The following is a 24212-nucleotide window of genomic DNA, read 5'->3' as shown; positions in this document are numbered from 1 at the left end:
CTCGCGATAGCGTCATCCGGCGCAACATAGCGCTCTGTTTGATTCCAATGTTCGTCGCTTCGCCGTAAAGCCTTCACCGCCCCTTGAACCAAGTCCAAAAAACCCAGTCCTAGTCGCGCCGCTTTCTGCGGTTCACTCAACTTTTGCGCTGTCCTCCTTCAGAGCTGCCCGTCTCATGCGCCACGCCGTTCGCTCGTCTCGCTTGGTTTCGCTGTGCCTGCTGATCCTTTCGCCGCTGTTCGCTGCAACCGCCCATGCCGGCGCGGAGCGGCAACTGGTGGCCGCCATCAACGACTATCGCGCCCATCCGCAACGCTGCGATCGGCGCCCGGCGCAACGGCTGGCACCGTTGGCGCTTAAGTCGAACCTGGCCTTGCCGATCGGTTATCGCTACGCCGGGGGCATGCGTGAAGCGCTGAAGTCGTCCGGTTATTCCGCCGTTGCGGTGCGCAGTATTCGCGTGATCGGGGCCGAGGACGCCGAAGAAGCTTTCGACCTGCTGCAAGACGAGCACTGCGCCGCGCTGCTGGATGCAAACTACGCCGACATCGGTGTCAGTCGTTCGCGCAATGAATGGCAAGTGGTACTGGCGCAACCGGTGCTCGACAGCCGCGTTGGCGATAACCGCAGCGTCGGCAAGGCTTTGCTCGCTGAGGTCAATGCCGCGCGCGCCCGGCCACGGATGTGTGGACGCCAGCGCTTCGCCGCCGCCCGGCCACTGAGCTGGAACGCCGCACTGGGCGCCGCCGCACAGGGGCACAGCAAAGCCATGGCCTACGGCAACTATTTCGCCCACCGCGATCCGGACGGCGACATGCCCGCCGATCGCGCCCGCGCGGCCGGCTATCGTGGTCGGCAAATCGGCGAAAACATTGCCGCCGGGCAGCGTTCACCGGGCAAGGCCATGGCCGGATGGCTGGCCAGCCCCGGGCATTGCGCCAACCTGATGAACCCGATGTTTACCCAGGTCGGCGCCGGATTTGCCAGTGAGGCGCGCAGTGATGAAGGGGTTTACTGGACGATGCTGTTTGGCGCGCAGTGAATGGCAGCGTCCAGTGCCAATTTCAACAGTTCCTTGCGCAGCATTGACGGCGACCGCACGGCCAATCCGGCCTGCCAGTCGAGTGGCAACAAGCGATTGAGCTTTTGCTGGCTGACCTCGGTTGGCGCCAGAAAGCAGCTTTTGTGGTCGCGGATACTGATCACATTCAGCAGCCAGTCATCGCCCTGCTCTGCCATCCAGCGCGTGATCATCGGACGGTGTTTTTGCAGCAAGGTGTCGGCATCCCAAACAGTCATTTGCGCGAAAAAGCCTGGCAGGTTGCTTTCGGGTTTCATCCATTTCGAGTCGGCTGCCAATGCAGCGACCAGGTCCGATTCGATCGAGGCCTGGCATTCTAGAAAGTATTGCCGAGGCCAGTCTGCCGGCAGTTTTGCCCGTGAAGCGAGGTCGGCGTAGGCCTCGATGTCCGCTGGCGTGGTCATCTGCCCGGTGAAGTTCAGCGTGTTGTCGAGAATCGCGGTGGCCAGTAATGCGGCACTTTGCACGCTGATCTGCGGCAGCACACCGGCCGTCTGCCAGCGCTGAAAAACCTGGGTTGCCGCAGCGCCGATCGGGCGGATATCGGCGGCAGACCCAAGCTTCTGCGCCCAATAATGCTCGAACCCCGGATGATGATCGATGATCTCTACCACCCGCTCGCGCACCACCAACGGGTCGAAATGGTAATAGTCGGAGACATCGACCATGACAAACTCATCGTCCAGCGTCGGCAGGTAATCGTCAAAAGCAGCAGCCCAGCCGAGTACGGTGTGCGAAACGCTGGCGTTGGGTTGCGCGCTGCTGACGGCGCGGGCGGGAATGCCTTGCAGGTTGAGCAATTCTGCGTAAGCGATGCAGCAGGCGTAGGCGTCGATGTCCAGATAGGACGCGCCGGAGGTGATGATTTTCATGGGGCGGCAACATCGCACAGGTTTGTGACGTTTGGGTGACAGGAAAAGATCGCAGCCTCGTTTCACTCGACAGCTCCTACAAGGCTACGACCTTTTGATCTTCAGGCTGCGCGCTGCCCTCCCGCGACCATCGCCGAAGCCGCCAGCATCGCCCGCAACAACACCGCACACCCGGCCGCCAGATCGTCCGGCGCGGCGTTCTCGATTTCGTTGTGGCTGATGCCGCCTTCGCACGGCACGAATATCATCCCGGCCGGGCCGAGTTCGGCGAGAAAAATCGCGTCATGGCCGGCGCCGCTGACGATGTCCATATTCGACAAGCCCAGCCCTTTCGCCGCGCTGCGCACCGCTTCCACACAGCCTTTGTCGAAGTACAGCGGCGGGAAGTCCGCGGTCGGGGTCAGTTCGTAAGTCAGGCCGTGTTCTTCACAGGTGGCCTCGATGACTTGCTTCACCTCGGCAATCATCGAGTCGAGACGCGCCGGTTCCAGATGACGGAAGTCGAGGGTCATGCGCACCTCGCCGGGGATGACGTTGCGCGAACCGGGATAGGCTTGCAGGCAGCCGACCGTGCCGCAGGCATGGGGTTGATGGCCGAGGGCGGCGCGGTTGACGGCGCCGACGATCACCGAAGCGCCGACCAGTGCATCTTTGCGCAGGTGCATCGGCGTCGGGCCGGCATGCGCTTCGACGCCGCGCAGCTTGAGGTCGAACCACTTCTGCCCCAACGCGCCCAGCACGACGCCGATGGTTTTCTGTTCGTCTTCGAGGATCGGGCCTTGTTCGATGTGTGCTTCGAAATAGGCGCCGACTTTATGCCCGCTGACGTTGCGCGGACCGGCGTAACCAATGGCGTTCAGCGCTTCACCAACGGTGACACCGTCGGCATCGACTTTGGCGAGGGTTTCTTCGAGGGTGAATTTCTCCGCGAATACGCCGGAGCCCATCATGCACGGAGCGAAGCGCGAGCCTTCTTCGTTGGTCCAGACCACCACTTCCAGCGGTGCTTCGGTTTCCACTTTGAGGTCGTTGAGGGTGCGCATAACTTCGACGCCGGCGAGCACGCCGAAGCAGCCGTCGAACTTGCCGCCGGTGGGTTGGGTGTCAATGTGGCTGCCGGTCATCACCGGTGGCAGGTTGGGATTGCGCCCGGGACGACGGGCGAAGATATTGCCGACGGCATCGACCGTGACGCTGCATCCGGCGTCCTTGCACCATTGCACGAACAGGTCGCGGGCCTGGCGGTCGAGATCGGTCAGGGCCAGGCGACAGACACCGCCCTTGACCGTCGCGCCGAGCTTGGCCAGTTCCATGAGCGAGGCCCACAGGCGATCGCGGTTGATGTGCTGATGGCTCGATTGCAGAACGTCTACGGCTGCGTTCATGGGGATCTCCTCAGTGCTGATACCGATAGTTCCCACGCTCTGCGTGGGAAATTATCCATGGACGCTCCGCGTCCGCTGTTGGGACGCAGAGCGTCCCGGGCTGCATTCCCACGCAGAGCGCGGGAACGATCATGTGCTACACCGCCGTTTTAACGGCAGAGGGCTGCGCGCGCATCACGCACAACCCGTAATAAATAATCCCGCCCAGCGCCGAGCCGGTGAACCAGCCATAGCTGTAGAACCAGCTGAACGCATCGCTGCCCAGCGACAACAAGGTCAACACCACCGGCACGCCGAACGCGAGAAACCCGGCCCAGTTCCATGCCGGATAGACGTCGTCGCGGTACAACCCGGCCAAGTCCAGTTGCTGTTTCTTGATCAGGAAATAGTCCACCACCATGATCCCGGCAATCGGCCCGAGCAGGCTCGAATAACCGAGCAGCCAATTGGAATACACAGTTTCCAGGCTCACATCCGAAACGATCAGACCGAGTTTTTTCAGCAGTTCATGACCCATCAACAACAGCCCGACCAACCCGGTCAGCAACACCGCTTTGGTGCGGTTGATGACTTTGGGCGCGATGTTCTGAAAGTCGTTGGTCGGCGAAACAATGTTGGCGGCGGTGTTGGTCGACAGCGTGGCGATGATGATCAACGCCATGGCCACCGCCACCCACACCGGGCTCTGGATATGCCCGATCAGAGTGACCGGATCGGAGACGGTCACACCGACCAGCTTCACCGAAGCGGCGGTCATGATCACGCCCAGCGATGCAAACAAAAACATCGTCAGCGGCAGGCCGAAAATCTGCCCGAGGATCTGATCTTTCTGGCTCTTGGCGTAACGGCTGAAGTCCGGAATGTTCAGCGACAACGTCGCCCAGAAGCCGACCATCGCGGTCAGCCCGGCGGCGAAGTAACTGACCACACTGGCGCCCTCCGGACGTTTGGCCGGAATCGCCAGCAGCTCGGTCATCGACACATTGGGCATCGCCCACACCAGCAGGCCAATACCGACCGCCACCAGCAACGGCGCCGACAAGGTTTCCAGCCACTTGATCGACTCGGCGCCACGAATCACCACCCACAGATTCAAAGCCCAGAAGATCATGAAGCCAATCACCTCCCCGGTGCCGCCGAGAGATTTCCAGCCCTCGAACACCGAGCCGAGAAACAGGTGAATCGCCAGCCCGCCGAACATCGTTTGAATGCCGAACCAGCCACACGCCACCAACGCCCGAATCAAACACGGCACGTTGGAACCGAGAATACCGAACGATGAGCGCAGCAACACCGGAAAGGGAATGCCGTACTTGGTGCCGGGAAAGGCGTTGAGCGTGAGCGGAATCAACACGATGACGTTGGCGAACAGAATCGCCAGCAACGCTTCGCCGACGGTCAGGCCAAAGTAGGCGGTGAGCACGCCGCCGAGGGTGTAGGTCGGCACGCAGATCGACATGCCGACCCACAACGCGGTGATGTGCCATTTGTTCCAGGTTCGTTCGCGCACCTTGGTCGGTGCCATGTCGTGGTTGTAACGGGGACTGTCGAGGACGTCGCTGCCGGCTTCGAGTTCATACAAGCCGTCGCGCTCGGTCACTTGCGATCTGTTCTGTTGCATGGCCGCTCCACTGTTCTTCTGATTATTTTTTTGCTCATCAGGCGGCTGACACACGAGGGTGCGAGCCGGACGATGGCCGGAGGAACTGACAACTTTCGTGCACCGGCCATGGTGTCAGCGGCGGCATCAATAAACGTGCCGGGTGACCCGCTTGCGCATCGGGCGGTGTTTCAAACGCTTTGCAACTTTCTGATATTCATCAGTTTTAATTATTCATCGGATGAGTTCGCGGAAACTTGTCTGGGTGCTCAGGCTAAACACCTGGCAAGTTGTCCGAACAGACAGGACTCAATCTGGTGCACTGCATTTATTTTCATCGTGAGCGAGCAACCGCAGCTCAACTTCAAGCGGCTGATTTCACATAGGAAATCTTGCTCATATTTCCATCCTGTCAAGTGCGTCAAAATGGTGAGCAGCCTCACCATTTTGGTGATTTCCTATTTTTATCGTTATTTTTCAAACACTTAAAACAGTCATAAGCTTATAAAAAATAATCTTGCTCTATTGCAAATCTGCGACTAGTTTCTATTCCTGACAGCGCTGACAGGAATACACCTTGCAACGCCGTACATCAATAAAACATCTAGAACCGGCACAAGTCGGTCAATGCCTGCGAGGAACTCGGAATGTCTCTGTTGATCCGTGGCGCCACCGTTGTTACCCATGATGAAAGTTATCGCGCCGACGTCTATTGCGCCGACGGCGTGATCAAAGCCATCGGTGAAAACCTTGATATTCCCGCCGGCGCCGAAGTCCTCGACGGCAGCGGCCAATACCTGATGCCCGGCGGCATCGATCCACACACGCACATGCAGCTGCCGTTCATGGGCACCGTGGCCAGTGAGGATTTCTACAGTGGCACGGCGGCCGGTCTGGCCGGCGGCACCACGTCGATCATCGATTTCGTGATTCCCAATCCGCAGCAGTCATTGATGGAAGCGTTTCATCAGTGGCGCGGCTGGGCTGAGAAATCGGCGTCGGATTATGGCTTCCACGTCGCCATCACCTGGTGGAGCGAGCAGGTGCGTGAGGAAATGGCCGAACTGGTCAGCCATCACGGCATCAACAGCTTCAAGCATTTCATGGCCTACAAGAACGCGATCATGGCCGCCGATGACACGCTGGTGGCGAGTTTCGAGCGCTGCCTGGAACTCGGTGCGGTGCCGACCGTGCATGCGGAAAACGGCGAACTGGTCTATCACCTGCAACGCAAGTTGATGGCCCAGGGCATCACCGGGCCGGAAGCGCATCCGCTGTCGCGGCCGTCGCAGGTTGAAGGTGAAGCGGCGAGCCGGGCGATTCGCATCGCCGAGACCATTGGCACGCCGTTGTATCTGGTGCACGTTTCGACCAAGGAAGCCCTCGACGAAATCACCTATGCGCGCAGCAAAGGCCAACCGGTGTATGGCGAAGTCCTCGCCGGGCATTTGCTGCTCGACGACAGCGTCTATCAACACCCGGACTGGCAGACCGCTGCCGGTTATGTGATGAGCCCGCCGTTCCGCCCGCGCGGGCATCAAGAGGCGCTGTGGCACGGACTGCAAAACGGCAATCTGCACACCACCGCGACCGACCACTGCTGCTTCTGCGCCGAGCAAAAAGCCGCCGGCCGTGATGACTTCAGCAAGATTCCCAACGGTACAGCGGGTATCGAAGATCGCATGGCAGTGCTTTGGGATGAGGGGGTTAACTCCGGGCGTTTGTCGATGCAGGATTTCGTCGCTCTCACCTCCACCAACACCGCGAAGATCTTCAACCTCTATCCGCGCAAAGGTGCGATTCGCGTCGGCGCCGATGCCGATCTGGTGCTGTGGGATCCGCAGGGCACGCGGACCATTTCCGCCAAGACCCACCATCAGCAGGTGGACTTCAACATCTTCGAAGGCAAGACCGTGCGCGGCGTGCCGAGCCATACCGTCAGTCAGGGCCGGGTGGTCTGGGCCGATGGTGATTTGCGCGCCGAGCGTGGTGCCGGGCGGTACATCGAACGGCCGGCGTATCCGGCGGTGTTTGATTTGCTGAGCAAGCGGGCTGAGATGCATAAGCCAATTGCTGTGAAACGCTGAAATCCAGGCCTTCGGCCTTCGCGAGCAGGCTCGCTCCCACATTTGAAATGCATTCCCCTGTGGGAGCGAGCCTGCTCGCGAAGAGGCCAGTCCAGGCAACACAAAAACCAATGCCCATCAGAGGCAGCACCTCAAATAACCGTGAGGCCATAAACCGTGATCGAGACCCTGAACCATCTCCCCCACCCGCACGAAAGCGCGGCCGCCCTCGCCGGGCATTTCACCGATCTGGCGCCGCCGCTCAATGACCGGCAGGCGCATCTGGAAGCCTCGCGCTGCCTGTATTGCTACGACGCACCGTGCGTGAATGCGTGCCCGAGCGAAATCGACATCCCCTCGTTCATCCGCAACATTCATCAGGACAACGTCCCCGGTGCGGCGCAGAAAATCCTCTCGGCGAACATCCTTGGCGGCAGTTGCGCACGAGTCTGTCCGACCGAAATCCTTTGCCAGCAAGCCTGCGTGCGCAACAACGCTCAGGAATGCGCGCCGGTGCTGATCGGCCTGTTGCAACGCTACGCCGTGGACAATGCGCATTTCACCGAGCACCCGTTCCAGCGTGCCGCCGCCAGCGGCAAACGCATCGCCGTGGTCGGTGCCGGGCCGGCCGGTTTGTCCTGCGCTCACCGCAGCGCCATGCACGGTCACGACGTGGTGATTTTCGAAGCACGGGAGAAGGCTGGCGGTCTCAACGAATACGGGATCGCCAAGTACAAACTGGTCGACGACTACGCGCAGAAGGAACTGGATTTTCTCCTGGAGATTGGCGGCATCGAGATTCGTCACGGGCAGAAGCTCGGCGAGAATCTGACGCTGAGCGAACTGCATCAACAGTTCGACGCGGTGTTCCTCGGCCTTGGCCTCAGCGCCAGCAAGCAACTCGGCCTGCTTCACGAAGATGCCCCGGGCCTGCTCGCCGCCACCGACTACATTCGCGAACTACGCCAGGCCGATGACCTCACGCAACTGCCGCTGGCCGAACGCTGCATCGTCCTCGGCGCCGGCAACACGGCGATCGACATGGCCGTGCAAATGGCCCGCCTCGGTGCCCGTGATGTGAATCTGGTGTATCGCCGTGGCGCGGCGGACATGGGCGCCACCGGCCATGAGCAAGACATCGCCAAAGCCAATCAGGTACGCCTGCTGACCTGGGCGCAACCGGAAGAGGTGCTGCTCGACGATCAGGGCCATGTGCGTGGCATGCGTTTCGCTCGCACCGATCTGGTCGACGGTCGCCTGCAAACCACCGGCGAAACCTTCGAGCTGGCCGCCGATGCAATCTTCAAAGCCATCGGCCAGGCCTTCGACGGCAGTGCCCTCGCCGACCCGCTGGCCCGTGAACTCAAGCGTCAGGGCGAACGCATTCAGGTCGATGAAAACCTGCGCACCAGCATCCCCGGCGTGTATGCCGGCGGTGACTGCACCAGCCTCGATCAGGACCTCACCGTGCAAGCCGTGCAGCACGGCAAACGCGCCGCCGAGGCGATCAACGCTCAACTGATGCTTAACGTGGAGGCTGCGTAAATGGCCGATCTGTCGATTGTCTTCGCTGGCATCAAAGCGCCGAATCCGTTCTGGCTGGCCTCCGCGCCGCCGACTGACAAGGCCTACAACGTGGTTCGCGCTTTCGAAGCGGGCTGGGGTGGCGTGGTGTGGAAAACCCTTGGGGAGGACCCGGCAGCGGTCAATGTGTCGTCGCGCTACTCAGCGCATTACGGCAACAATCGCGAAGTGCTCGGCATCAACAACATCGAGCTGATCACCGACCGTTCGCTGGAAATCAACCTGCGCGAAATCACTCAGGTGAAGAAGGACTGGCCGGATCGCGCGCTGATCGTTTCGCTGATGGTGCCGTGCGTCGAGGAGTCGTGGAAACACATTCTGCCGCTGGTGGAAGCCACCGGTGCTGACGGCATCGAATTGAACTTCGGTTGCCCGCACGGCATGCCCGAACGTGGTATGGGCGCGGCGGTCGGTCAGGTGCCGGAGTACGTCGAGCAGGTGACGCGCTGGTGCAAGACCTATTGCTCGCTGCCGGTGATCGTCAAACTGACGCCGAACATCACCGACATCCGTGTCGCCGCCCGCGCGGCTCATCGTGGTGGCGCGGACGCGGTGTCGCTGATCAATACGATCAACTCGATCACCAGTGTCGATCTGGAGCACATGGTCGCCTTGCCCACCGTCGGCAGCAAAAGCACCCACGGCGGTTACTGCGGCTCGGCGGTGAAGCCGATCGCGCTGAACATGGTTGCCGAGATTGCCCGCGATCCACAGACCCAGGGCTTGCCAATCTGTGGTATTGGCGGCATTGGCAGTTGGCGCGATGCGGCGGAATTCATGGCGCTGGGCAGCGGCGCAGTGCAGGTGTGCACCGCGGCGATGCTGCATGGTTTCCGCATTGTCGAGGAGATGAAGGATGGGTTGTCGCGGTGGATGGACAGTCAGGGTTACGCCAACATTGCCGAGTTTTCCGGGCGTGCGGTGGGCAATACCACGGACTGGAAGTACCTCGATATCAACTATCAGGTGATCGCCAAAATTGACCAGGACGCATGCATTGGTTGCGGGCGTTGTCACATTGCTTGCGAGGACACGTCACACCAGGCGATCGGCAGTCTGAAGCAGGCGGACGGCACGCATAAATATGAAGTGATTGATGAGGAGTGTGTGGGTTGTAACTTGTGCCAGATCACTTGCCCGGTGGCGGATTGCATCGAGATGGTGCCGATGGAGACTGGCAAGCCGTTTCTGGACTGGAATCATGATCCGCGCAATCCGTATCACGTTGCGGTCTGAATTGGGGGCTGATCCTGAAGGGCCCTCACCCTAACCCTCTCCCATAGGGAGAGGGGACTGATCGGGGGATGCTTCAGAAATCCACCGACGTGAACGATTTGCTTTGAATCCAAAATCGATGCATGCACAGGCACGAACTGCTTTGAATCCATAATCGATACATGAACTGGCAAGGACTGCCTTGAATCCATATTCGACTGGATTTTTCAGGTCGATGTACCTCACAAGACACCTCGGTCGGCCCCCTCTCCCTCCGGGAGAGGGCTGGGGTGAGGGTCTGCTTCTAGGGCTCCAACCCGATCCCACGCAAGATCACACTCGTCACCGTCTGCACCGCCCGCTCGAACTGCATGTCCGACAACGGCTGATGCTCATTCAGAATATTCACCTGATGATCAAAGTCGGCGTAATGCTGGGTCGACGCCCAGATCATGTACAGCAGACTCGACGGCTCCACCGGCAGAATCCGTTTGTCCTCGACCCACTGCCGAATCTTCGCTTCCTTCATTTTCGCCCAGTCATACAGGCTGACATCCAGCGCCTCGCCCAAGGTTGGCGCGCCGTGAATGATCTCGTTGGCCCAGACTTTCGAACCATACGGACGACTGCGCGAGTGATTCATCTTGGCGCGGATATAGCTGCTCAGCACCACACGCGGATCGTCGAACATTTCGAAGCACAGCGCGTCCTGCTTCCATACTTCCAGCAGGTCGAACAGCACCGCGCTGTACAGCTCGCTCTTGGTTGAGAAGTAGTAATGCAGGTTGGAACGCGGCAGTTGCACTTCAGCGGCGATGTCGGCCATGGCGGTGCCGCCGAAGCCTTTTTCGGCGAAGACTTTTTCCGCCGCCAGGAGGATTTTCTCGACGTTATTGCGACGAATCTCGATCTTGTGATTGCCCATGAGGGCTCCCTGACAACAGCGTTGCCCAAGACTAGCATCCGCTCTGGTCCGGGGGCGACCGCTGCAAACAAAACTTCGTACTGACGTGAGCGGATGGCTAAACTGATGCCTCTTCGATCCTGCCTCAGAGGTATCCGCGATGCTGCTCAAGAACGTCCTGACCACCACTGCCCTGCTCGCTTCGCTGTTCGCCGCATCTTCCGTATTTGCCCACGCCCATCTGAAAAGCCAGACCCCGGCTGCCGACAGCACTGTCACAGCACCGGCCGATTTGCGCCTGACCTTTTCCGAAGGCGTTGAAGCCAGTTTCACCAAAGTCACCGTGACCAAGGATGGCGCACCGGTCGCGGTCAAGGCGCTGACCACCGAAGGCGACAAGAAAACCCTGATCGTCACCCCTGCTGCTCCGATGACCGCTGGCGAGTACAAAGTCGAATGGCACGCGGTGTCGGTCGACACGCACAAAAGCGAAGGCGCTTATCAGTTCAAGGTTGGTCAGTAATTCATGAGTGAAGCGCTGGTGCTGTGTCGCTTTGTGCATTTCATCGTGGTGTTGATGCTGTTCGGGGCCTGGCTGTTCAGGCCGTTGCTGCTCAAGGATGAAGCGCCGCAAGTGGATCGGCACCTGGCGCGACTGGCGCGTTGGCTGGCTGCGGTGGCGCTGCTCAGCGGGATTGCCTGGGCGCTGTTGATCACCGCGAGCATGGCCGGTTCGGCAGCGGCGGCGTTTGATCCGGACACGGTTGCGCTGGTGCTGGGCCATACGTTTTTTGGTCAGGTGTGGCGTTGGCATCTGCTGATCAATGCTGTGCTGTTGGCGCTGTTATTTACGCCTTGGCGTTCGAATATGCCATTGCGATTGGGCGTGAGCGCGTTGTTGCTGGCGACCCTGGCACCGGTCGGGCATGGCGCCATGCTCGATGGCGTGAGCGGGCAATTGCTGATTCTCAACCAGATTGTGCATCTGACCTGCGTGGCGGCGTGGTTGGGCGGGTTGTTGGTGCTGGTGCTGATTTTGCGTCAGCCGACGGAGCCGATGCCGGCGATTTTGCGGCGTTTCAGCGGGGTCGGTTATGTCTTGGTCGCGGGGTTGCTGATTACGGGTTTGATTAACGTCCGCGTACTGACCGGCCAGTGGTGGCCGACGCCATTGTTCAGCGGGTTTGCCTTGATTCTGTTGATCAAGGCGATGATCGTGCTGGGGATGCTTGGCTTGGCGCTGTTCAACCGCTTGCGGGTTGAGGATTGCGAGCAGCGGATGGGCGCGCTCAGGCGCAGTGTGATGCTCGAATGGCTGCTCGGCATTGGCGCGGTGGCGGCGGTTTCACTGCTGGGCACCCTGCCGCCGATGATCGCTGGATAAACACCGTTCAAATGTGGGAGCGAGCCTGCTCGCGAAAGCGGTGTGTCAGATAAAGAAATGTGACTGATACGACGCTTTCGCGAGCAGGCTCGCTCCCACAGGGTTATGCATTGTGTCAGTGGGGTTGTGTATCGCCCGCTGCGGTGTCGATGCTGACCACCACCGACATCCCCGGCCGCAACCGTTCCTCTTCCTGCTGATCCGGATCGATGGTGATCCGCACCGGCACCCGCTGAGCAATTTTCACAAAGTTGCCGGTCGCGTTATCCGCCTGCAACAACGCAAACTCAGAACCAGTCCCTGGCGAAATATGCTGCACATGCCCAGTGAATTTGCGGTGGTTCAGCGCATCGACAGTGAAGCGCACCGGTTGCCCGACGCGCACGTTGTCCATCTGGGTTTCCTTCATGTTGGCGATCACCCATTTCTGGTTCGGCACCAACGCCATCAACTGCGCCCCGGAGTTGACGTAGGCGCCGAGGCGCACGCCGATCTGCCCAAGCTGACCGTCACGCGGCGCGACGATGCGGGTGTTCGACAGATCGATCCGCGCCAGTTGCACCGCCGCTTCGGCGCTGGCCACTGCCGCTTCCAGCGAGCCGCGATTGACGATCACCGTTTGCAGATCCTGACGGGCAATTTCCAGATTGGCCTTGGCTTGCGCGACCGCCGCAATGCTTTGCGCATTCGCCGCCAGCGCGACGTCCATCTCGCGCTTCGACACCGAACCGTCGCGCACCAATTCCTGGTTACGACGAAGATCGGCCTCGCTTTTGCGCAACTGCGCTTCGCTGTCGGCCTGTACGGCTTGGCGCAATTTGATCGTCGCCTCGGCGCTGTTGCGTTGCTGCACCACATTAGCCAATGCGGCCTTCTGCACCGCCAGTTGTGCCAGTGACTGATCGAGGCGTTGCTGATAGATGCGATCATCCAGACGCACCAGCAAATCGCCGGCCTTCACGTACTGGAAATCCTGTACCGGCACTTCATAGACGTAACCGGCGAGTTGCGGGCCGATGATCGTCACCTGCCCGCGCACCAACGCGTTTTCGGTGGTTTCGACCGCACTGCTGAACGGCGGCAATTGCCAGGCATACAACACGATCAACACACCGACGATGGCAATCGCCGCGAAGCCCATTGAAGAGATGATCCGCACCCGCAGCGAACGTGGCGCGGTGTTTGGCGATGACGGCGGCGCCTCACCCTCGGGCGTGGCAGCGATGGCATTGGTGGTCGTGGTGGTCGGTTCGGTCATGAAGAAGTGGCACCGCTGGAAGGTGTGGATGACGCTGGGGCGACGGCTTTGGTGGTGCTCATCAACCACAGCGCACGAATGGACAGCCAGATCATGGTCAACACCGCAATCACGGCGATCAGCATGAATACATCGTTATAGGCCAGCACGTTGGCCTCGCGGGTGGCAGCATTGGCCAGGCTGCGAATCCCCGCAAGGTTGCGCAGACTCGGGTCGGCCAACAGCGAACCGTACGCCGAGCCGCCGCTCTGTACGCGCGCGGCCACCAAAGGGTCAGACAGCGTCAGGTGCTCAACGATTTGACTGGAATGAAATTTTTCCCGGACGATCTGAAAAGTGCCCAGAAGTGCCGCACCGAGCAGGCCGCCGAGGTTATTGCAGATCCCGAACAGCACGGAAAAACTCACCAGATTGCGCGGATTGGTCAGCACGTTGCGCGTGCCGAAAACCATGGTCGGGCCAAGGAAAAACGTGCTGCCGAACGCCAGCAGAAACTGACTGAAGTAAAGATTTTGCGGGCGGGTCAGGTTGTTGGAAAAGCTGTCCATCACCGACCCGGTGGCCATCAGACCCAGCGAGATAATCAACGGCATCAGCAGGTGCTTGGGGTCGATCGTCAGTGCGCTGGTCACCAAACCCGCGACGCTGCCGATCAGCATCACCACATAAAGGCTGTGCAACTGCTCGTAGCCCATGTTCAGGTTCTGCATGAAACCGACCGCACCGGTGGACTGCTCCGAGGTGACCATGCGAATCAGGGTCACCGCCAGCGCCAGCCGGATCATCGTCCCGCTGCCCAGCCAACGGGTCATCAGCAGCGGGTTGCTGCGGTTATGTTCGATCGCCAGACCGGCGATGATCAAGGCAATCGAAGCAGCCAACGCATAGCCGATCCAGTCGGCCTCCAACCACCAATCGATCCGCCCCAGCGACAACACCGCGCACAACAACGCCACACCCGTGGCGAGAATGGCGAAGGTGAGAAAGTCGAGCTTTTCGAAGGTTTTGAAGCGGTCGCCGGGCGGTAATTTGAGCAGCAATACGCAGCCTAGCGACAGTAACGCCATGCCCAATTCGAACAGGTACAAGCCGCGCCATTCGGCGATCTGCAGCAAGTCTTCGGAAAACAATCGCGCCAATGGCAGCGCCAGTTGTGACGTGCCGAGGCCGAGCACCAGCGCCTTCAGCCGCCACTTCGCCGGGAAGGCCTGGACCATGTAATACAGGCCCAGCGAGCTGAGCGCCGCGCCGACCATGCCGTGGGCCGCGCGCACCGCCACCGCCGAATTGAGGTCATTGACGAACAGATGGGCGAAGGTCACCAGCGCATACAGCACCAGAAACACCTCGGTGAATGCACGCAAACCGAACTGCTGGCGAAACTTCACCAGCAGCAGGTTCATCGACACGTTGGTCATCACGTACGCCGCCGGTAACCAGGCCATTTCCGCCGTGGTCGCGCCGAGTGCACCTTGCAGATAAGGCAGGTTGGCCACCACCAGCGAGTTGCCCAAGCCACCGGTCACCGCCACCAGTACGCCGACCAGCGCATAGGCCAGGCGCTTGGGGGTGGAGTGCAACGGCGTCGAGGGAGAACCGGGCAGACTGGGCTTTTCGTGGGGCTGCCAGTTGCGCGGGGCGTATTGATCCATGGAAAGGCCTTGTGCGGAGAGTGGGTGAAGTTTGCCGCAAATTCACGGTTAAAACACTTTCCCCCTTGTGGGAGCGAGCCTGCTCGCGAATGCGGTGTGTCAGTCGACAACTTTGTCGGATGAAAATCCGTATTCGCGAGCAGGCTCGCTCCCACAAGGGTTCTGTGTGATGGTCGGAGTCATCGCATAACTTGCTGTTGACATTCCCGTAAAACCTAGGAAATATCCGCACCCACGTTGTACGACGACGTATAACAAATAATAAAAACAACAAACGAAACAGGGAGCGTCACAGTGAGCACACTCGTCTGCAGTTCCGTCCGCCCTTCCCGTCTTTCCGTCACCCGCCCGCGTACCGCTTTAAGTCTGATCGGCTGCAGCAGCCTCGCCCTCGCCTTGCCGATGAGCGCCGAAGCCGAAGGTTTTCTCGACGACAGCAAAGCCACGCTGAACTTGCGTAACGCCTACTTCAATCGCAACTTCGTCAACCCGGCCAACCCGCAGGGCAAGGCTGAGGAGTGGACGCAGAACTTTATCCTCGACGCCAAATCCGGCTTCACTCAGGGCACCGTCGGTTTCGGCATTGATCTGCTGGGAATGTATTCGCAGAAGCTCGATGGCGGCAAAGGCACAGGCGGTACGCAACTGCTGCCGATCCACGATGACGGGCGCCCGGCCGACAATTTCGGACGGCTCGGCGTGGCGCTGAAAGCCAAGGTGTCGAAGACTGAATTGAAGGTCGGCGAGTGGATGCCAGTGCTGCCGATCCTGCGTTCCGATGATGGCCGCTCACTGCCGCAGACCTTTCGCGGCGGCCAGATCACTTCCACCGAGATCAATGGCTTGACCGTCTACGGCGGGCAGTTCCGTGGCAACAGCCCGCGCAACGACGCGAGCATGGAAGACATGTCGATGAACGGCCGTGGCGCGTTCACTTCCGATCGCTTCAACTTCGGCGGCGGCGAGTACAGCTTCAACGACAAGCGCACGCAGGTTGGTGTCTGGTACGCCGAACTCACGGACATCTACCAGCAGCAGTATTTCAACCTCAGCCACAGCCAGCCTGTGGGCGACTGGACGCTGGGCGCCAACCTCGGTTTCTTCACCGGCAAGGAAGACGGCAGCGCCCAGGCCGGCGACCTCGACAACAAGACTGCGTTCGCTCTGCTTTCGGCCAAATACGGCGGCAACACGTTCTATGTCGGCCTGCAAAAACTCAGCGGCGACGACGCCTGGATGCGGGTCAACGGCACCAGCGGCGGCACCCTCGCCAACGACAGTTACAACGCCAGTTATGACAACGCCAAGGAACGTTCCTGGCAGTTGCGCCATGACTACAACTTCGTCGTTCTCGGCGTTCCCGGTCTGACCCTGATGAACCGCTACATCAGCGGCGACAACGTGCACACCGCCACCACCAATGACGGCAAGGAATGGGGCCGCGAGTCGGAACTGGCCTACACCGTGCAGAGCGGGCCACTGAAAAATCTCAACGTGAAATGGCGCAACGCAACGATACGCAGGGACTTCAGCACCAACGAGTTTGATGAAAACCGGATCTTTATCAGTTATCCGATTTCGTTGTTGTAACCACCGGGCGCCACACCGAGTTCCCCTGTGGGAGCGAGCCTGCTCGCGAAGGCGGCGTGTCAGTCGACATCAATTCTAAATGACACACCGCTTTCGCGAGCAGGCTCGCTCCCACAGGGGATTGCATTGCAAATACAGAACTGTGGTGATTGAAAAGAGGCCAGGCCTTCCGTCATCTACACCAAAAGTCGCGTTGACAAGTTCCGGAAACCCTACCGATACTTCAGCGCAGTCATACGACAACCTACAACAAACCTAATAACAATCGTGTAAGGGATTGCCATGACATCTACCTCCACTCCCCGCGCCCCGTTCAACCGCCTGCTGCTGACCGGCGCTGCCGGTGGTCTGGGCAAAGTTCTGCGCGAACGTATGCGCCCTTATGCCAATGTCCTGCGCCTGTCGGACATTGCCGCCATTGCCCCGGCCGTCGATGATCGCGAAGAAATCGTCCCTTGCGATCTGGCCGACAAACACGCCGTGCATCAACTGGTCGAAGGTGTCGATGCGATCCTGCATTTCGGCGGCGTCTCCGTCGAGCGACCCTTCGAAGAAATCCTCGGCGCCAACATCTGCGGCGTGTATCACATCTACGAAGCGGCGCGCCGGCATGGCGTGAAGCGGGTGATCTTCGCCAGCTCCAACCACGTCATCGGCTTTTACAAACAGGACGAACCGCTCGACGCCAGCTCCGCACGGCGCCCCGACGGTTACTACGGCTTGTCCAAGTCCTACGGCGAAGACATGGCCAGTTTCTACTTCGATCGCTACGGCATCGAAACCGTCAGCATCCGCATCGGCTCATCGTTCCCCGAGCCGCAGAACCGCCGAATGATGCACACCTGGCTGAGCTTCGACGACCTCACGCAATTGCTCGAACGCGCGCTGTACACGCCCAACGTTGGCCACACCGTGGTCTACGGCATGTCCGCCAACAAGGACGTCTGGTGGGACAACAAATTCGCCAGCCACCTCGGCTTCGAGGCGAAGGACAGCTCCGAAGTGTTCCGCGAAAAGGTCGAAGCACAGCCAATGCCAGCCGTCGATGACCCGGCGCGGATCTATCAGGGCGGCGCGTTTGTCGCGGCCGGACCGTTCGGCGACTGATCACTCTGACAACGACGCAAAGGAATGAGTATGCAAGCCGAATTGATCGTCGATGCCCGCAACGCCGTGGGCGAAAGCCCGGTCTGGGTGGCAGAGGAAAACGCGCTGTACTGGGTGGATATTCCCAACGGCGGCCTGCAACGCTGGAGCGCCGAGAGCGGCCATGTGCATGCCTGGAAAACCCCGGAAATGCTCGCCTGCATCGCCCGCCACAGCCGTGGCGGCTGGGTTGCCGGCATGGAAAGCGGCTTCTTTCATCTGCACCCGCACAGCGACGGCAGCCTCGACAGCGAGCAACTTGCCAGCGTCGAGCACGGCCGCAAAGACATGCGCCTCAACGATGGTCGTTGTGATCGCCAGGGCCGCTTCTGGGCCGGCAGCATGGTGTTGAACATGGGCCTGAACGCAGCCGAAGGTCGGCTCTACCGCTACGGCGCCGGGCAGTCTGGCGTGATTGAAGCGCAACTCGACGGCTTCATCGTGCCCAACGGCCTCGGTTTCAGCCCCGACGGCAAGACGATGTACCTGTCCGATTCGCACCCCGATGTGCAACTGATCTGGGCGTTCGATTACGACACCGAGACCGGCACGCCGTCGAACCGCCGCGTCTTCGTCGACATGAACCACTTCCCCGGCCGCCCCGATGGCGCGGCCGTGGACGCCGAAGGCTTCTACTGGATCTGCGCCAACGACGCCGGCCTCATCCACCGTTTCGCGCCGGACGGCCGACTCGACTTCTCGCTGGCCGTGCCGGTGAAAAAACCGACCATGTGCGCCTTCGGTGGAGCCCGGATGGACACCTTGTTCGTCACCTCGATTCGTCCCGGCGACGACCACGATCCGCAATCCCTGGCCGGCGGCGTGTTCGCCCTGAATCCCAACGTCAAAGGCCTGCCGGAACCGCTGTTCGACGATTTTCTGTAACACCCGCCTCTGCTGCACCGCTGCGCCTTGAACACAACAATAACAAGACTGGAGACTCACCCCCATGAACTTCAAACGCACCTTGCTGGCCGCTGCACTCCCGCTGATGTTTACCTTCACTGGCGCCGCTCAGGCACTGCAACTCAAATTCGCTGACATTCACCCCGCCGGCTACCCAACCGTGGTGGCCGAAGAAAACATGGGCAAGACCCTGACCAAGGAGACCAACGGCGAACTGACCTTCCAATACTTCCCCGGCGGTGTGCTGGGCTCCGAAAAGGAAGTCATCGAGCAGATGCAAGTCGGCGCCGTACAGCTGTCTCGCGTCAGCCTGGGTATCGTCGGCCCCGTGGTTCCGGACGTGAACGTGTTCAACATGCCGTTCATCTTCCGCGATCACCAACACATGCGTAACGTCATCGACGGCGCAGTGGGCGACGAGATCCTCGACAAAATCACCAACTCTGAGTTCGGCCTGGTGGCCCTGGCCTGGATGGACGGCGGCACGCGCAACGTCTACACCAAGAAACCGGTGCGCAAGCTCGAAGACCTCAAGGGCATGAAAATTCGCGTGCAAGGCAACCCGATGTTCATCGACATGATGAACGCCATGGGCGGTAACGGTATCGCGATGGACACCGGCGAGATCTTCAGTGCCCTGCAGACCGGCGTGATCGACGGCGCGGAAAACAACCCGCCAACCCTGCTCGAACACAACCACTTCCAGAATGCGAAGTACTACAGCCTCACGGGTCACCTGATCCTGCCAGAGCCGATCGTGATGTCGAAAATCACTTGGGAAAAACTGACGCCGGATCAACAGGCGCTGGTCAAGACAGCCGCCAAGGCTGCCCAGGCCGAAGAGCGTGTGCTGTGGGACAAGAAGTCCGCTGCCAGTGAAGAAAAACTCAAAGCCGCCGGCGTCGAGTTCATCGAGGTCGACAAAAAACCCTTCTACGACGCCACCGCACCGGTGCGGGAAAAGTACGGCGCGAAGTATGCCGACCTGATCAAGAAAATCGAAGCCGTTCAGTAACACCTCCCGCTCCGTCCTCATGAACAAGGCCCGGTGCGCCCGATGACTGCGGCGCGCCCGGTTACGGTGGAACCCGATGAAGAATCTACTGCTGCGTATCAACGACAAGATCTACATGACGTGCATCTGGGTCGCCGGCCTTTCCGTCCTGGCGATTTCCCTGATGATTCCCTGGGGCGTGTTCGCCCGCTACGTCCTGGGCACCGGTTCGAGCTGGCCCGAGCCCACGGCGATTCTGCTGATGATGGTGTTTACCTTCATCGGCGCCGCCGCCAGCTACCGCGCCGGCGCGCACATGGCCGTGGCAATGCTCACCGATCGCATGCCAGCGCACGTGAGATCCGCAGCGGCGATTTTTTCCCAGCTGCTGATGGCGGCGATCTGCATCTTCATGACGATCTGGGGCGCCAAGCTGTGCATGTCCACCTGGAACCAGTTCATGGCGGCCCTGCCCGATCTGCGCGTTGGCGTGACCTACTTGCCCATTCCCGTGGGCGGCTTGCTGACGCTGATTTTCGTGCTGGAAAAACTCTTGCTCGGTGACCAGAGCAAACGGCGCGTCGTGCAGTTCGACCTGGTTGAAGAAAGTGAAGGTGCCGCTTAATGGACGCTCTGATACTGCTGGGCAGTTTTATCGCTTTGATCCTGATCGGCATGCCGGTCGCCTACGCGCTCGGCGCGGCCGCGCTGATCGGTGCATGGTGGATCGACATTCCGTTCCAGGCGGTGATGATTCAGGTCGCTTCGGGGGTGAACAAATTCTCGCTACTGGCCATTCCGTTCTTCGTGCTGGCCGGTGCGATCATGGCCGAGGGCGGCATGTCCCGTCGCTTGGTGGCGTGTGCCGGGGTGCTGGTGGGTTTTGTCCGCGGTGGTCTGTCACTGGTCAATATTGTCGCCTCGACTTTTTTCGGCGCGATCTCCGGTTCGTCGGTGGCCGACACCGCGTCGGTGGGTTCGGTGCTGATTCCGGAAATGGAGCGCAAGGGCTATCCACGGGATTTCTCCACCGCCGTGACCGTCAGCGGTTCGGTGCAAGCCCTGCTCACTCCGCCAAGCCATAACTCGGTGCTCTACTCCCTGGCCGCCGGTGGCACGGTTTCGATTGCCTCGCTGTTCATGGCGGGCATCGTGCCGGGCTTGCTGATGAGCGCCTGCCTGATGGTGCTGTGTCTGATTTTCGCGAGAAAGCGCAATTATCCGAAGGGTGAAGTGATCCCGATGCGCCAGGCGTTGAAAATCGTCGGCGAAGCCCTCTGGGGCCTCATGGCGATGGTGATCATCCTCGGCGGCATCCTGTCCGGTATCTTCACCGCTACCGAATCGGCGGCCATCGCCGTGCTCTGGTCGTTCTTCGTGACCATGTTCATCTACCGCGACTACAAGTGGAGCGAACTGCCGAAACTGATGCACCGCACGGTGCGGACGATTTCGATTGTGATGATCCTGATCGGTTTCGCCGCGAGCTTCGGCTACATCATGACCCTGATGCAGATTCCGGCGAAGATCACCACGATGTTCCTGACCCTCTCGGACAACCGCTACGTGATCCTGATGTGCATCAACGTCATGCTGCTGTTGCTCGGCACGGTGATGGACATGGCGCCGCTGATTCTGATCCTGACGCCGATCCTGATGCCGGTGATTCTCGGCATCGGCGTCGATCCGGTGCAGTTCGGCATGATCATGCTGGTGAACCTCGGGATCGGATTGATAACGCCGCCGGTGGGTGCGGTGCTGTTTGTCGGTTCGGCGGTGGGCAAAGTGAGTATTGAAAGCACTGTTAAAGCGTTGCTACCGTTCTACGCCGTGCTGTTCCTGGTGTTGATGCTGGTGACTTACGTGCCGGCACTGTCGCTGTGGTTGCCGCACTTGGTGTTGTAAGCCGATAGAAAAATCGCAGCCCTTGATGGGCTGCGATTTCTTCAGAACCTCACGCCCGCAACAACATATACCCCGCCACCACCAGACAGACACTGGCAAACCCCACCTGCAACGCCCGCGCCGGCACCCGCGCAGAGAGCTTGCGGCCGATGATCATGCCGACAATGCTGGCGACGATGAACGCCGCGCCCTGCCCGTCAATCCGCACACCGGCGTGAAACGAGCCGATCACGCCAATCGCCGAAATCAGGCTGATCACCATCAATGACGTGGCGACAATCCCGCGCATCTGCACATCGGTCAGTTGCTTGAACGCCGGCACAATCAAAAAACCGCCACCGACACCGAGCAATCCGGACACCACGCCGGTAATTGCGCCCAGCGCCGCCAATGTAGCCGTGCATTTGGCGGTCCAGTCGAAGCGCCCGGTTTCTTCATTGAGCATGCAATTCTTCTGGCCCCAACTGGCGTGGCCATGATCGCTCGGCCCTTCCTGCTGACGCTCGCGGCGCAGCATGCGCCAGGCCACCATGACCATCAGCAGACTGAACAGGACCATCAGGATTTTCTCCGACAACTGGTGCGCGAAGTAAATGCCCAACGGCGAAAACACCGCGCCCAACGCCGCAATCAACAACGCCGCACGATAGCGCACCAGGCCATGACGCAGGCCATCGATCGCGCCGACCGCCGCCGCACTGCCGACTGCAAACAACGCCACCGGCGCTGCCTGGGTCATCGTCCAGCCCAACCCAAGCACCAGCGCCGGCACCGCAAGAATCCCGCCGCCGGCCCCGGTCAAGCCGAGGACCAACCCCATCACCACGCCAAACAGACTTGCCAGCAACATAGGGTTTTCTCAGTCAACCTTGGACAGACCAGTCAGCCACTCGCGGCCCTTGAGCATGCCGTTCCAGTAGAACCACGGCAGCAAGGTTGCCTTTAGAAACCACGCCGAACGCCGCGCCACGGTCGGGTCCACAGGAAAGGTCGGCAGCAACTTCCCGGCATAACCGAATTCGGCGAGGATCACCTTGCCCTTCTCCACCGTCAGCGGGCAGGAACCATAACCGTCGTACTTCAGCGGCAGTGGTTGTTGCTTGCGCAGGGCCAGCAGGTTTTCCGCGACCACGACCACTTGTTTGCGCACCGCTGCGGCGGTTTTCGCGTTGCTGGTGCCGCAGATATCACCGAGTGCAAACACCTCGGGATAACGCGGATGTTGCAGGCTGTGCGGATTGACTTCGCACCAGCCGGCGGCATCGGAGAGAGGACTTTGGGCGATGAAGTCCGGCGAGATCTGCGGCGGCACGACGTGCAGCAGATCGAAGGTTTTCGCCACACGGGTGACGTTGCCGTCAGCATCCTTGATCTCGAACCACGCGGTTTTCGCCGGGCCGTCGACCTTGACCAGATTCGAGTTGAACGCCAACTGCGCGTTGTATTTTTCGATGTACTTCATCAGCGGCGGAACAAACGTCGCCACGCCGAACAGCGCGGCGCCGGCCAGGTTGAATTCGACATTGATGGTGTTCAGCGCACCGTTTTTACGCCAGTGATCGCAGGACAGGTACAGCGCTTTTTGCGGCGCACCGGCGCATTTGATCGGCATCGCCGGTTGGGTGAACAGCGCTTTGCCGCCGCACAGTTTCTGCACCTGATCCCAGGTGTACTGCGCGTGCTGATAGCTGTAATTGGAGGTGACGCCATGCTGGCCGAGGCTTTCCTGCAAGCCTTCGATCTGCTCCCAGGCCAGACGCAAGCCGGGACAGACAATCAGGTTCTGGTAGCCGACCGTGCGTTGATCGTTGAGGGTGAGTTGGCGTTTGTCCGGGTCGATTGCAGTGACCGCCGCTTGCAGCCAGTTTGCTTGCTTGGGCATGACCTTGTTCATCGGCCGTGCGGTGTCTTTGACGTCGTAGGCACCACCGCCGACCAGCGTCCACGCCGGTTGATAGTAATGCTGGGCGCTGGGTTCGATCACGGTAACTTTCAGAGCCGGATCACGTTTGAGCAGACTGGCGACAAAACCGATACCGGCGGTACCGCCGCCGATGACCACGATGTCTGCACTGATGGATGGGCCCCAGTGTTGATCGTTCATTGCTTGTTCCTTTTGCTGCACGCAAGGATTTCTCAGCCTTCACACAAATCCATTGTAGGAGTGAGCCTGCTCGCGATAGCGGTGTGTCAGTTAATGAATGTGTGGCTGACACACCGCAATCGCGAGCAGGCGAAGGCCTACATGGGATAGTGTCATGGCTGGCATTTATTGATGGCCCAGACTTTTCAGCACGGCGCCGCAATAGAGCCCGGAGAGGGTTTTCATCACCTGGATGACTTCCGGACTGGCAAGGCCGTAGAAAATGTATTTGCCTTCACGACGGGTCGCGACCAGCCCTTCATCGCGCAGGATGCCCAATTGCTGGGACAGCGTCGGCTGGCGCACGCCGGTCATCTTTTCCAGTTCGCCGACATTGCGCTCACCCTGGGTCAGTTGACAGAGGATCAGCAGGCGATCCTCATTGGCCATGGCCTTGAGCAAGGCGCAGGCCTTGGAGGCCGAAGCACGGAGTTGGGCGACTTCACATTCGGTCAGACTGGATTGCATTTGCACGATGCCTTCAAGGTCACTTAAGCTGCGAACATTATGTTTTTAGATAAAGTGTT

Annotated in this window: 21 protein-coding genes; 12 read left to right on the top strand and 9 right to left on the bottom strand. The window is 60.1% G+C overall.

The features are described 5' to 3' along the window. The first annotated feature begins 175 nt into the window (after nucleotides 1–175). On the top strand, nucleotides 176–1042 hold the full coding sequence (locus ACOYXJ_RS21170) for a CAP domain-containing protein (RefSeq protein ID WP_460371286.1): 867 nt from the start codon (nucleotides 176–178) through the stop codon (nucleotides 1040–1042). Here ACOYXJ_RS21170 and ACOYXJ_RS21165 read toward each other — a convergent pair. The 3 genes from ACOYXJ_RS21165 to ACOYXJ_RS21155 all read right to left on the bottom strand — a co-directional run bounded on the left by ACOYXJ_RS21165 (nucleotide 1012) and on the right by ACOYXJ_RS21155 (nucleotide 4959). Further along, nucleotides 1012–1953, bottom strand: coding sequence for a DHH family phosphoesterase (locus ACOYXJ_RS21165; RefSeq protein ID WP_460371285.1), 942 nt, complete (start codon nucleotides 1951–1953; stop codon nucleotides 1012–1014). The two genes, ACOYXJ_RS21170 and ACOYXJ_RS21165, sit on opposite strands and share 31 nt — an antisense overlap. A gap of 101 nt (nucleotides 1954–2054) precedes the next feature. After that, nucleotides 2055–3338, bottom strand: coding sequence for a Zn-dependent hydrolase (locus ACOYXJ_RS21160; protein WP_150793711.1), 1284 nt, complete (start codon nucleotides 3336–3338; stop codon nucleotides 2055–2057). A gap of 136 nt (nucleotides 3339–3474) precedes the next feature. After that, entirely contained in the window at nucleotides 3475–4959 is a 1485-nt protein-coding gene (locus ACOYXJ_RS21155) for an NCS1 family nucleobase:cation symporter-1 (RefSeq protein WP_460371284.1), read from the bottom strand. 626 nt (nucleotides 4960–5585) lie between these two features. Here ACOYXJ_RS21155 and hydA point away from each other — a divergent pair. From hydA to preA, 3 genes are all read left to right on the top strand, one after another. Then, nucleotides 5586–7025, top strand: a complete 1440-nt coding sequence (gene hydA, locus ACOYXJ_RS21150; protein WP_150708831.1) for a dihydropyrimidinase — start codon at nucleotides 5586–5588, stop codon at nucleotides 7023–7025. A gap of 156 nt (nucleotides 7026–7181) precedes the next feature. Beyond that, on the top strand, nucleotides 7182–8549 hold the full coding sequence (locus ACOYXJ_RS21145) for an NAD(P)-dependent oxidoreductase (RefSeq protein ID WP_460371283.1): 1368 nt from the start codon (nucleotides 7182–7184) through the stop codon (nucleotides 8547–8549). Beyond that, nucleotides 8550–9824 carry an NAD-dependent dihydropyrimidine dehydrogenase subunit PreA gene (gene preA / locus ACOYXJ_RS21140; RefSeq protein WP_077573438.1) on the top strand — a complete coding sequence of 425 codons (1275 nt, stop codon included), beginning with the start codon at nucleotides 8550–8552 and terminating at the stop codon, nucleotides 9822–9824. It begins immediately after the preceding gene. A 283-nt stretch (nucleotides 9825–10107) separates the two neighbouring features. On the opposite strand, the gene ACOYXJ_RS21135 is transcribed toward preA, so the two are convergent. Beyond that, nucleotides 10108–10728 (bottom strand): TetR/AcrR family transcriptional regulator, encoded by a 621-nt coding sequence (locus ACOYXJ_RS21135; protein WP_007919317.1) that lies wholly within the window; start codon nucleotides 10726–10728, stop codon nucleotides 10108–10110. A gap of 139 nt (nucleotides 10729–10867) precedes the next feature. On the opposite strand from ACOYXJ_RS21135, the gene copC reads away from it, so the two are divergent. Beyond that, nucleotides 10868–11230: a copper homeostasis periplasmic binding protein CopC gene (gene copC, locus ACOYXJ_RS21130; RefSeq protein ID WP_460371282.1), complete on the top strand. Its 363-nt coding sequence runs from the start codon at nucleotides 10868–10870 to the stop codon at nucleotides 11228–11230. A gap of 3 nt (nucleotides 11231–11233) precedes the next feature. Beyond that, entirely contained in the window at nucleotides 11234–12091 is an 858-nt protein-coding gene (gene copD, locus ACOYXJ_RS21125) for a copper homeostasis membrane protein CopD (protein ID WP_460371281.1), read from the top strand. 115 nt (nucleotides 12092–12206) lie between these two features. On the opposite strand, the gene ACOYXJ_RS21120 is transcribed toward copD, so the two are convergent. Continuing rightward, nucleotides 12207–13349 (bottom strand): HlyD family secretion protein, encoded by a 1143-nt coding sequence (locus ACOYXJ_RS21120; RefSeq protein WP_150793705.1) that lies wholly within the window; start codon nucleotides 13347–13349, stop codon nucleotides 12207–12209. After that, a complete protein-coding gene (locus ACOYXJ_RS21115; protein ID WP_460371280.1) occupies nucleotides 13346–15001 on the bottom strand; it encodes an MFS transporter in 1656 nt (551 codons plus the stop codon). Before ACOYXJ_RS21115 ends, ACOYXJ_RS21120 begins: the two co-directional genes overlap by 4 nt. Before the next feature lie 294 nt (nucleotides 15002–15295). On the opposite strand from ACOYXJ_RS21115, the gene ACOYXJ_RS21110 reads away from it, so the two are divergent. The 6 genes from ACOYXJ_RS21110 to ACOYXJ_RS21085 all read left to right on the top strand — a co-directional run bounded on the left by ACOYXJ_RS21110 (nucleotide 15296) and on the right by ACOYXJ_RS21085 (nucleotide 21542). Beyond that, nucleotides 15296–16591, top strand: coding sequence for an OprD family porin (locus ACOYXJ_RS21110; protein ID WP_460371279.1), 1296 nt, complete (start codon nucleotides 15296–15298; stop codon nucleotides 16589–16591). A gap of 282 nt (nucleotides 16592–16873) precedes the next feature. Next, nucleotides 16874–17698 carry an NAD-dependent epimerase/dehydratase family protein gene (locus tag ACOYXJ_RS21105; RefSeq protein ID WP_460371278.1) on the top strand — a complete coding sequence of 275 codons (825 nt, stop codon included), beginning with the start codon at nucleotides 16874–16876 and terminating at the stop codon, nucleotides 17696–17698. A gap of 30 nt (nucleotides 17699–17728) precedes the next feature. After that, nucleotides 17729–18622 (top strand): SMP-30/gluconolactonase/LRE family protein, encoded by an 894-nt coding sequence (locus ACOYXJ_RS21100; RefSeq protein WP_460371277.1) that lies wholly within the window; start codon nucleotides 17729–17731, stop codon nucleotides 18620–18622. 64 nt (nucleotides 18623–18686) lie between these two features. Next, nucleotides 18687–19658, top strand: a complete 972-nt coding sequence (locus tag ACOYXJ_RS21095) for a TRAP transporter substrate-binding protein (protein ID WP_095118327.1) — start codon at nucleotides 18687–18689, stop codon at nucleotides 19656–19658. A gap of 76 nt (nucleotides 19659–19734) precedes the next feature. Then, on the top strand, nucleotides 19735–20262 hold the full coding sequence (locus tag ACOYXJ_RS21090; protein ID WP_150650396.1) for a TRAP transporter small permease: 528 nt from the start codon (nucleotides 19735–19737) through the stop codon (nucleotides 20260–20262). Continuing rightward, complete coding sequence (locus tag ACOYXJ_RS21085) at nucleotides 20262–21542, top strand: TRAP transporter large permease (protein WP_102899273.1); 1281 nt, start codon at nucleotides 20262–20264, stop codon at nucleotides 21540–21542. Before ACOYXJ_RS21090 ends, ACOYXJ_RS21085 begins: the two co-directional genes overlap by 1 nt. A gap of 49 nt (nucleotides 21543–21591) precedes the next feature. On the opposite strand, the gene ACOYXJ_RS21080 is transcribed toward ACOYXJ_RS21085, so the two are convergent. From ACOYXJ_RS21080 to ACOYXJ_RS21070, 3 genes are all read right to left on the bottom strand, one after another. Beyond that, the gene (locus ACOYXJ_RS21080) at nucleotides 21592–22392 is read right to left on the bottom strand and encodes a sulfite exporter TauE/SafE family protein (RefSeq protein WP_460371276.1); all 801 of its coding nucleotides are present in this window, start codon (nucleotides 22390–22392) and stop codon (nucleotides 21592–21594) included. A 9-nt stretch (nucleotides 22393–22401) separates the two neighbouring features. After that, entirely contained in the window at nucleotides 22402–23646 is a 1245-nt protein-coding gene (locus ACOYXJ_RS21075; protein ID WP_460371275.1) for an NAD(P)/FAD-dependent oxidoreductase, read from the bottom strand. A gap of 165 nt (nucleotides 23647–23811) precedes the next feature. Then, a complete protein-coding gene (locus ACOYXJ_RS21070) occupies nucleotides 23812–24153 on the bottom strand; it encodes an ArsR/SmtB family transcription factor (protein WP_007915092.1) in 342 nt (113 codons plus the stop codon). Nucleotides 24154–24212 lie beyond the last annotated feature (59 nt).

The organism is Pseudomonas sp. Tul2A7 (genome assembly GCF_054790505.1).
Note: the sequence above shows the minus strand (reverse complement) of the source record. Positions and strands in the feature narration are given on the sequence as shown.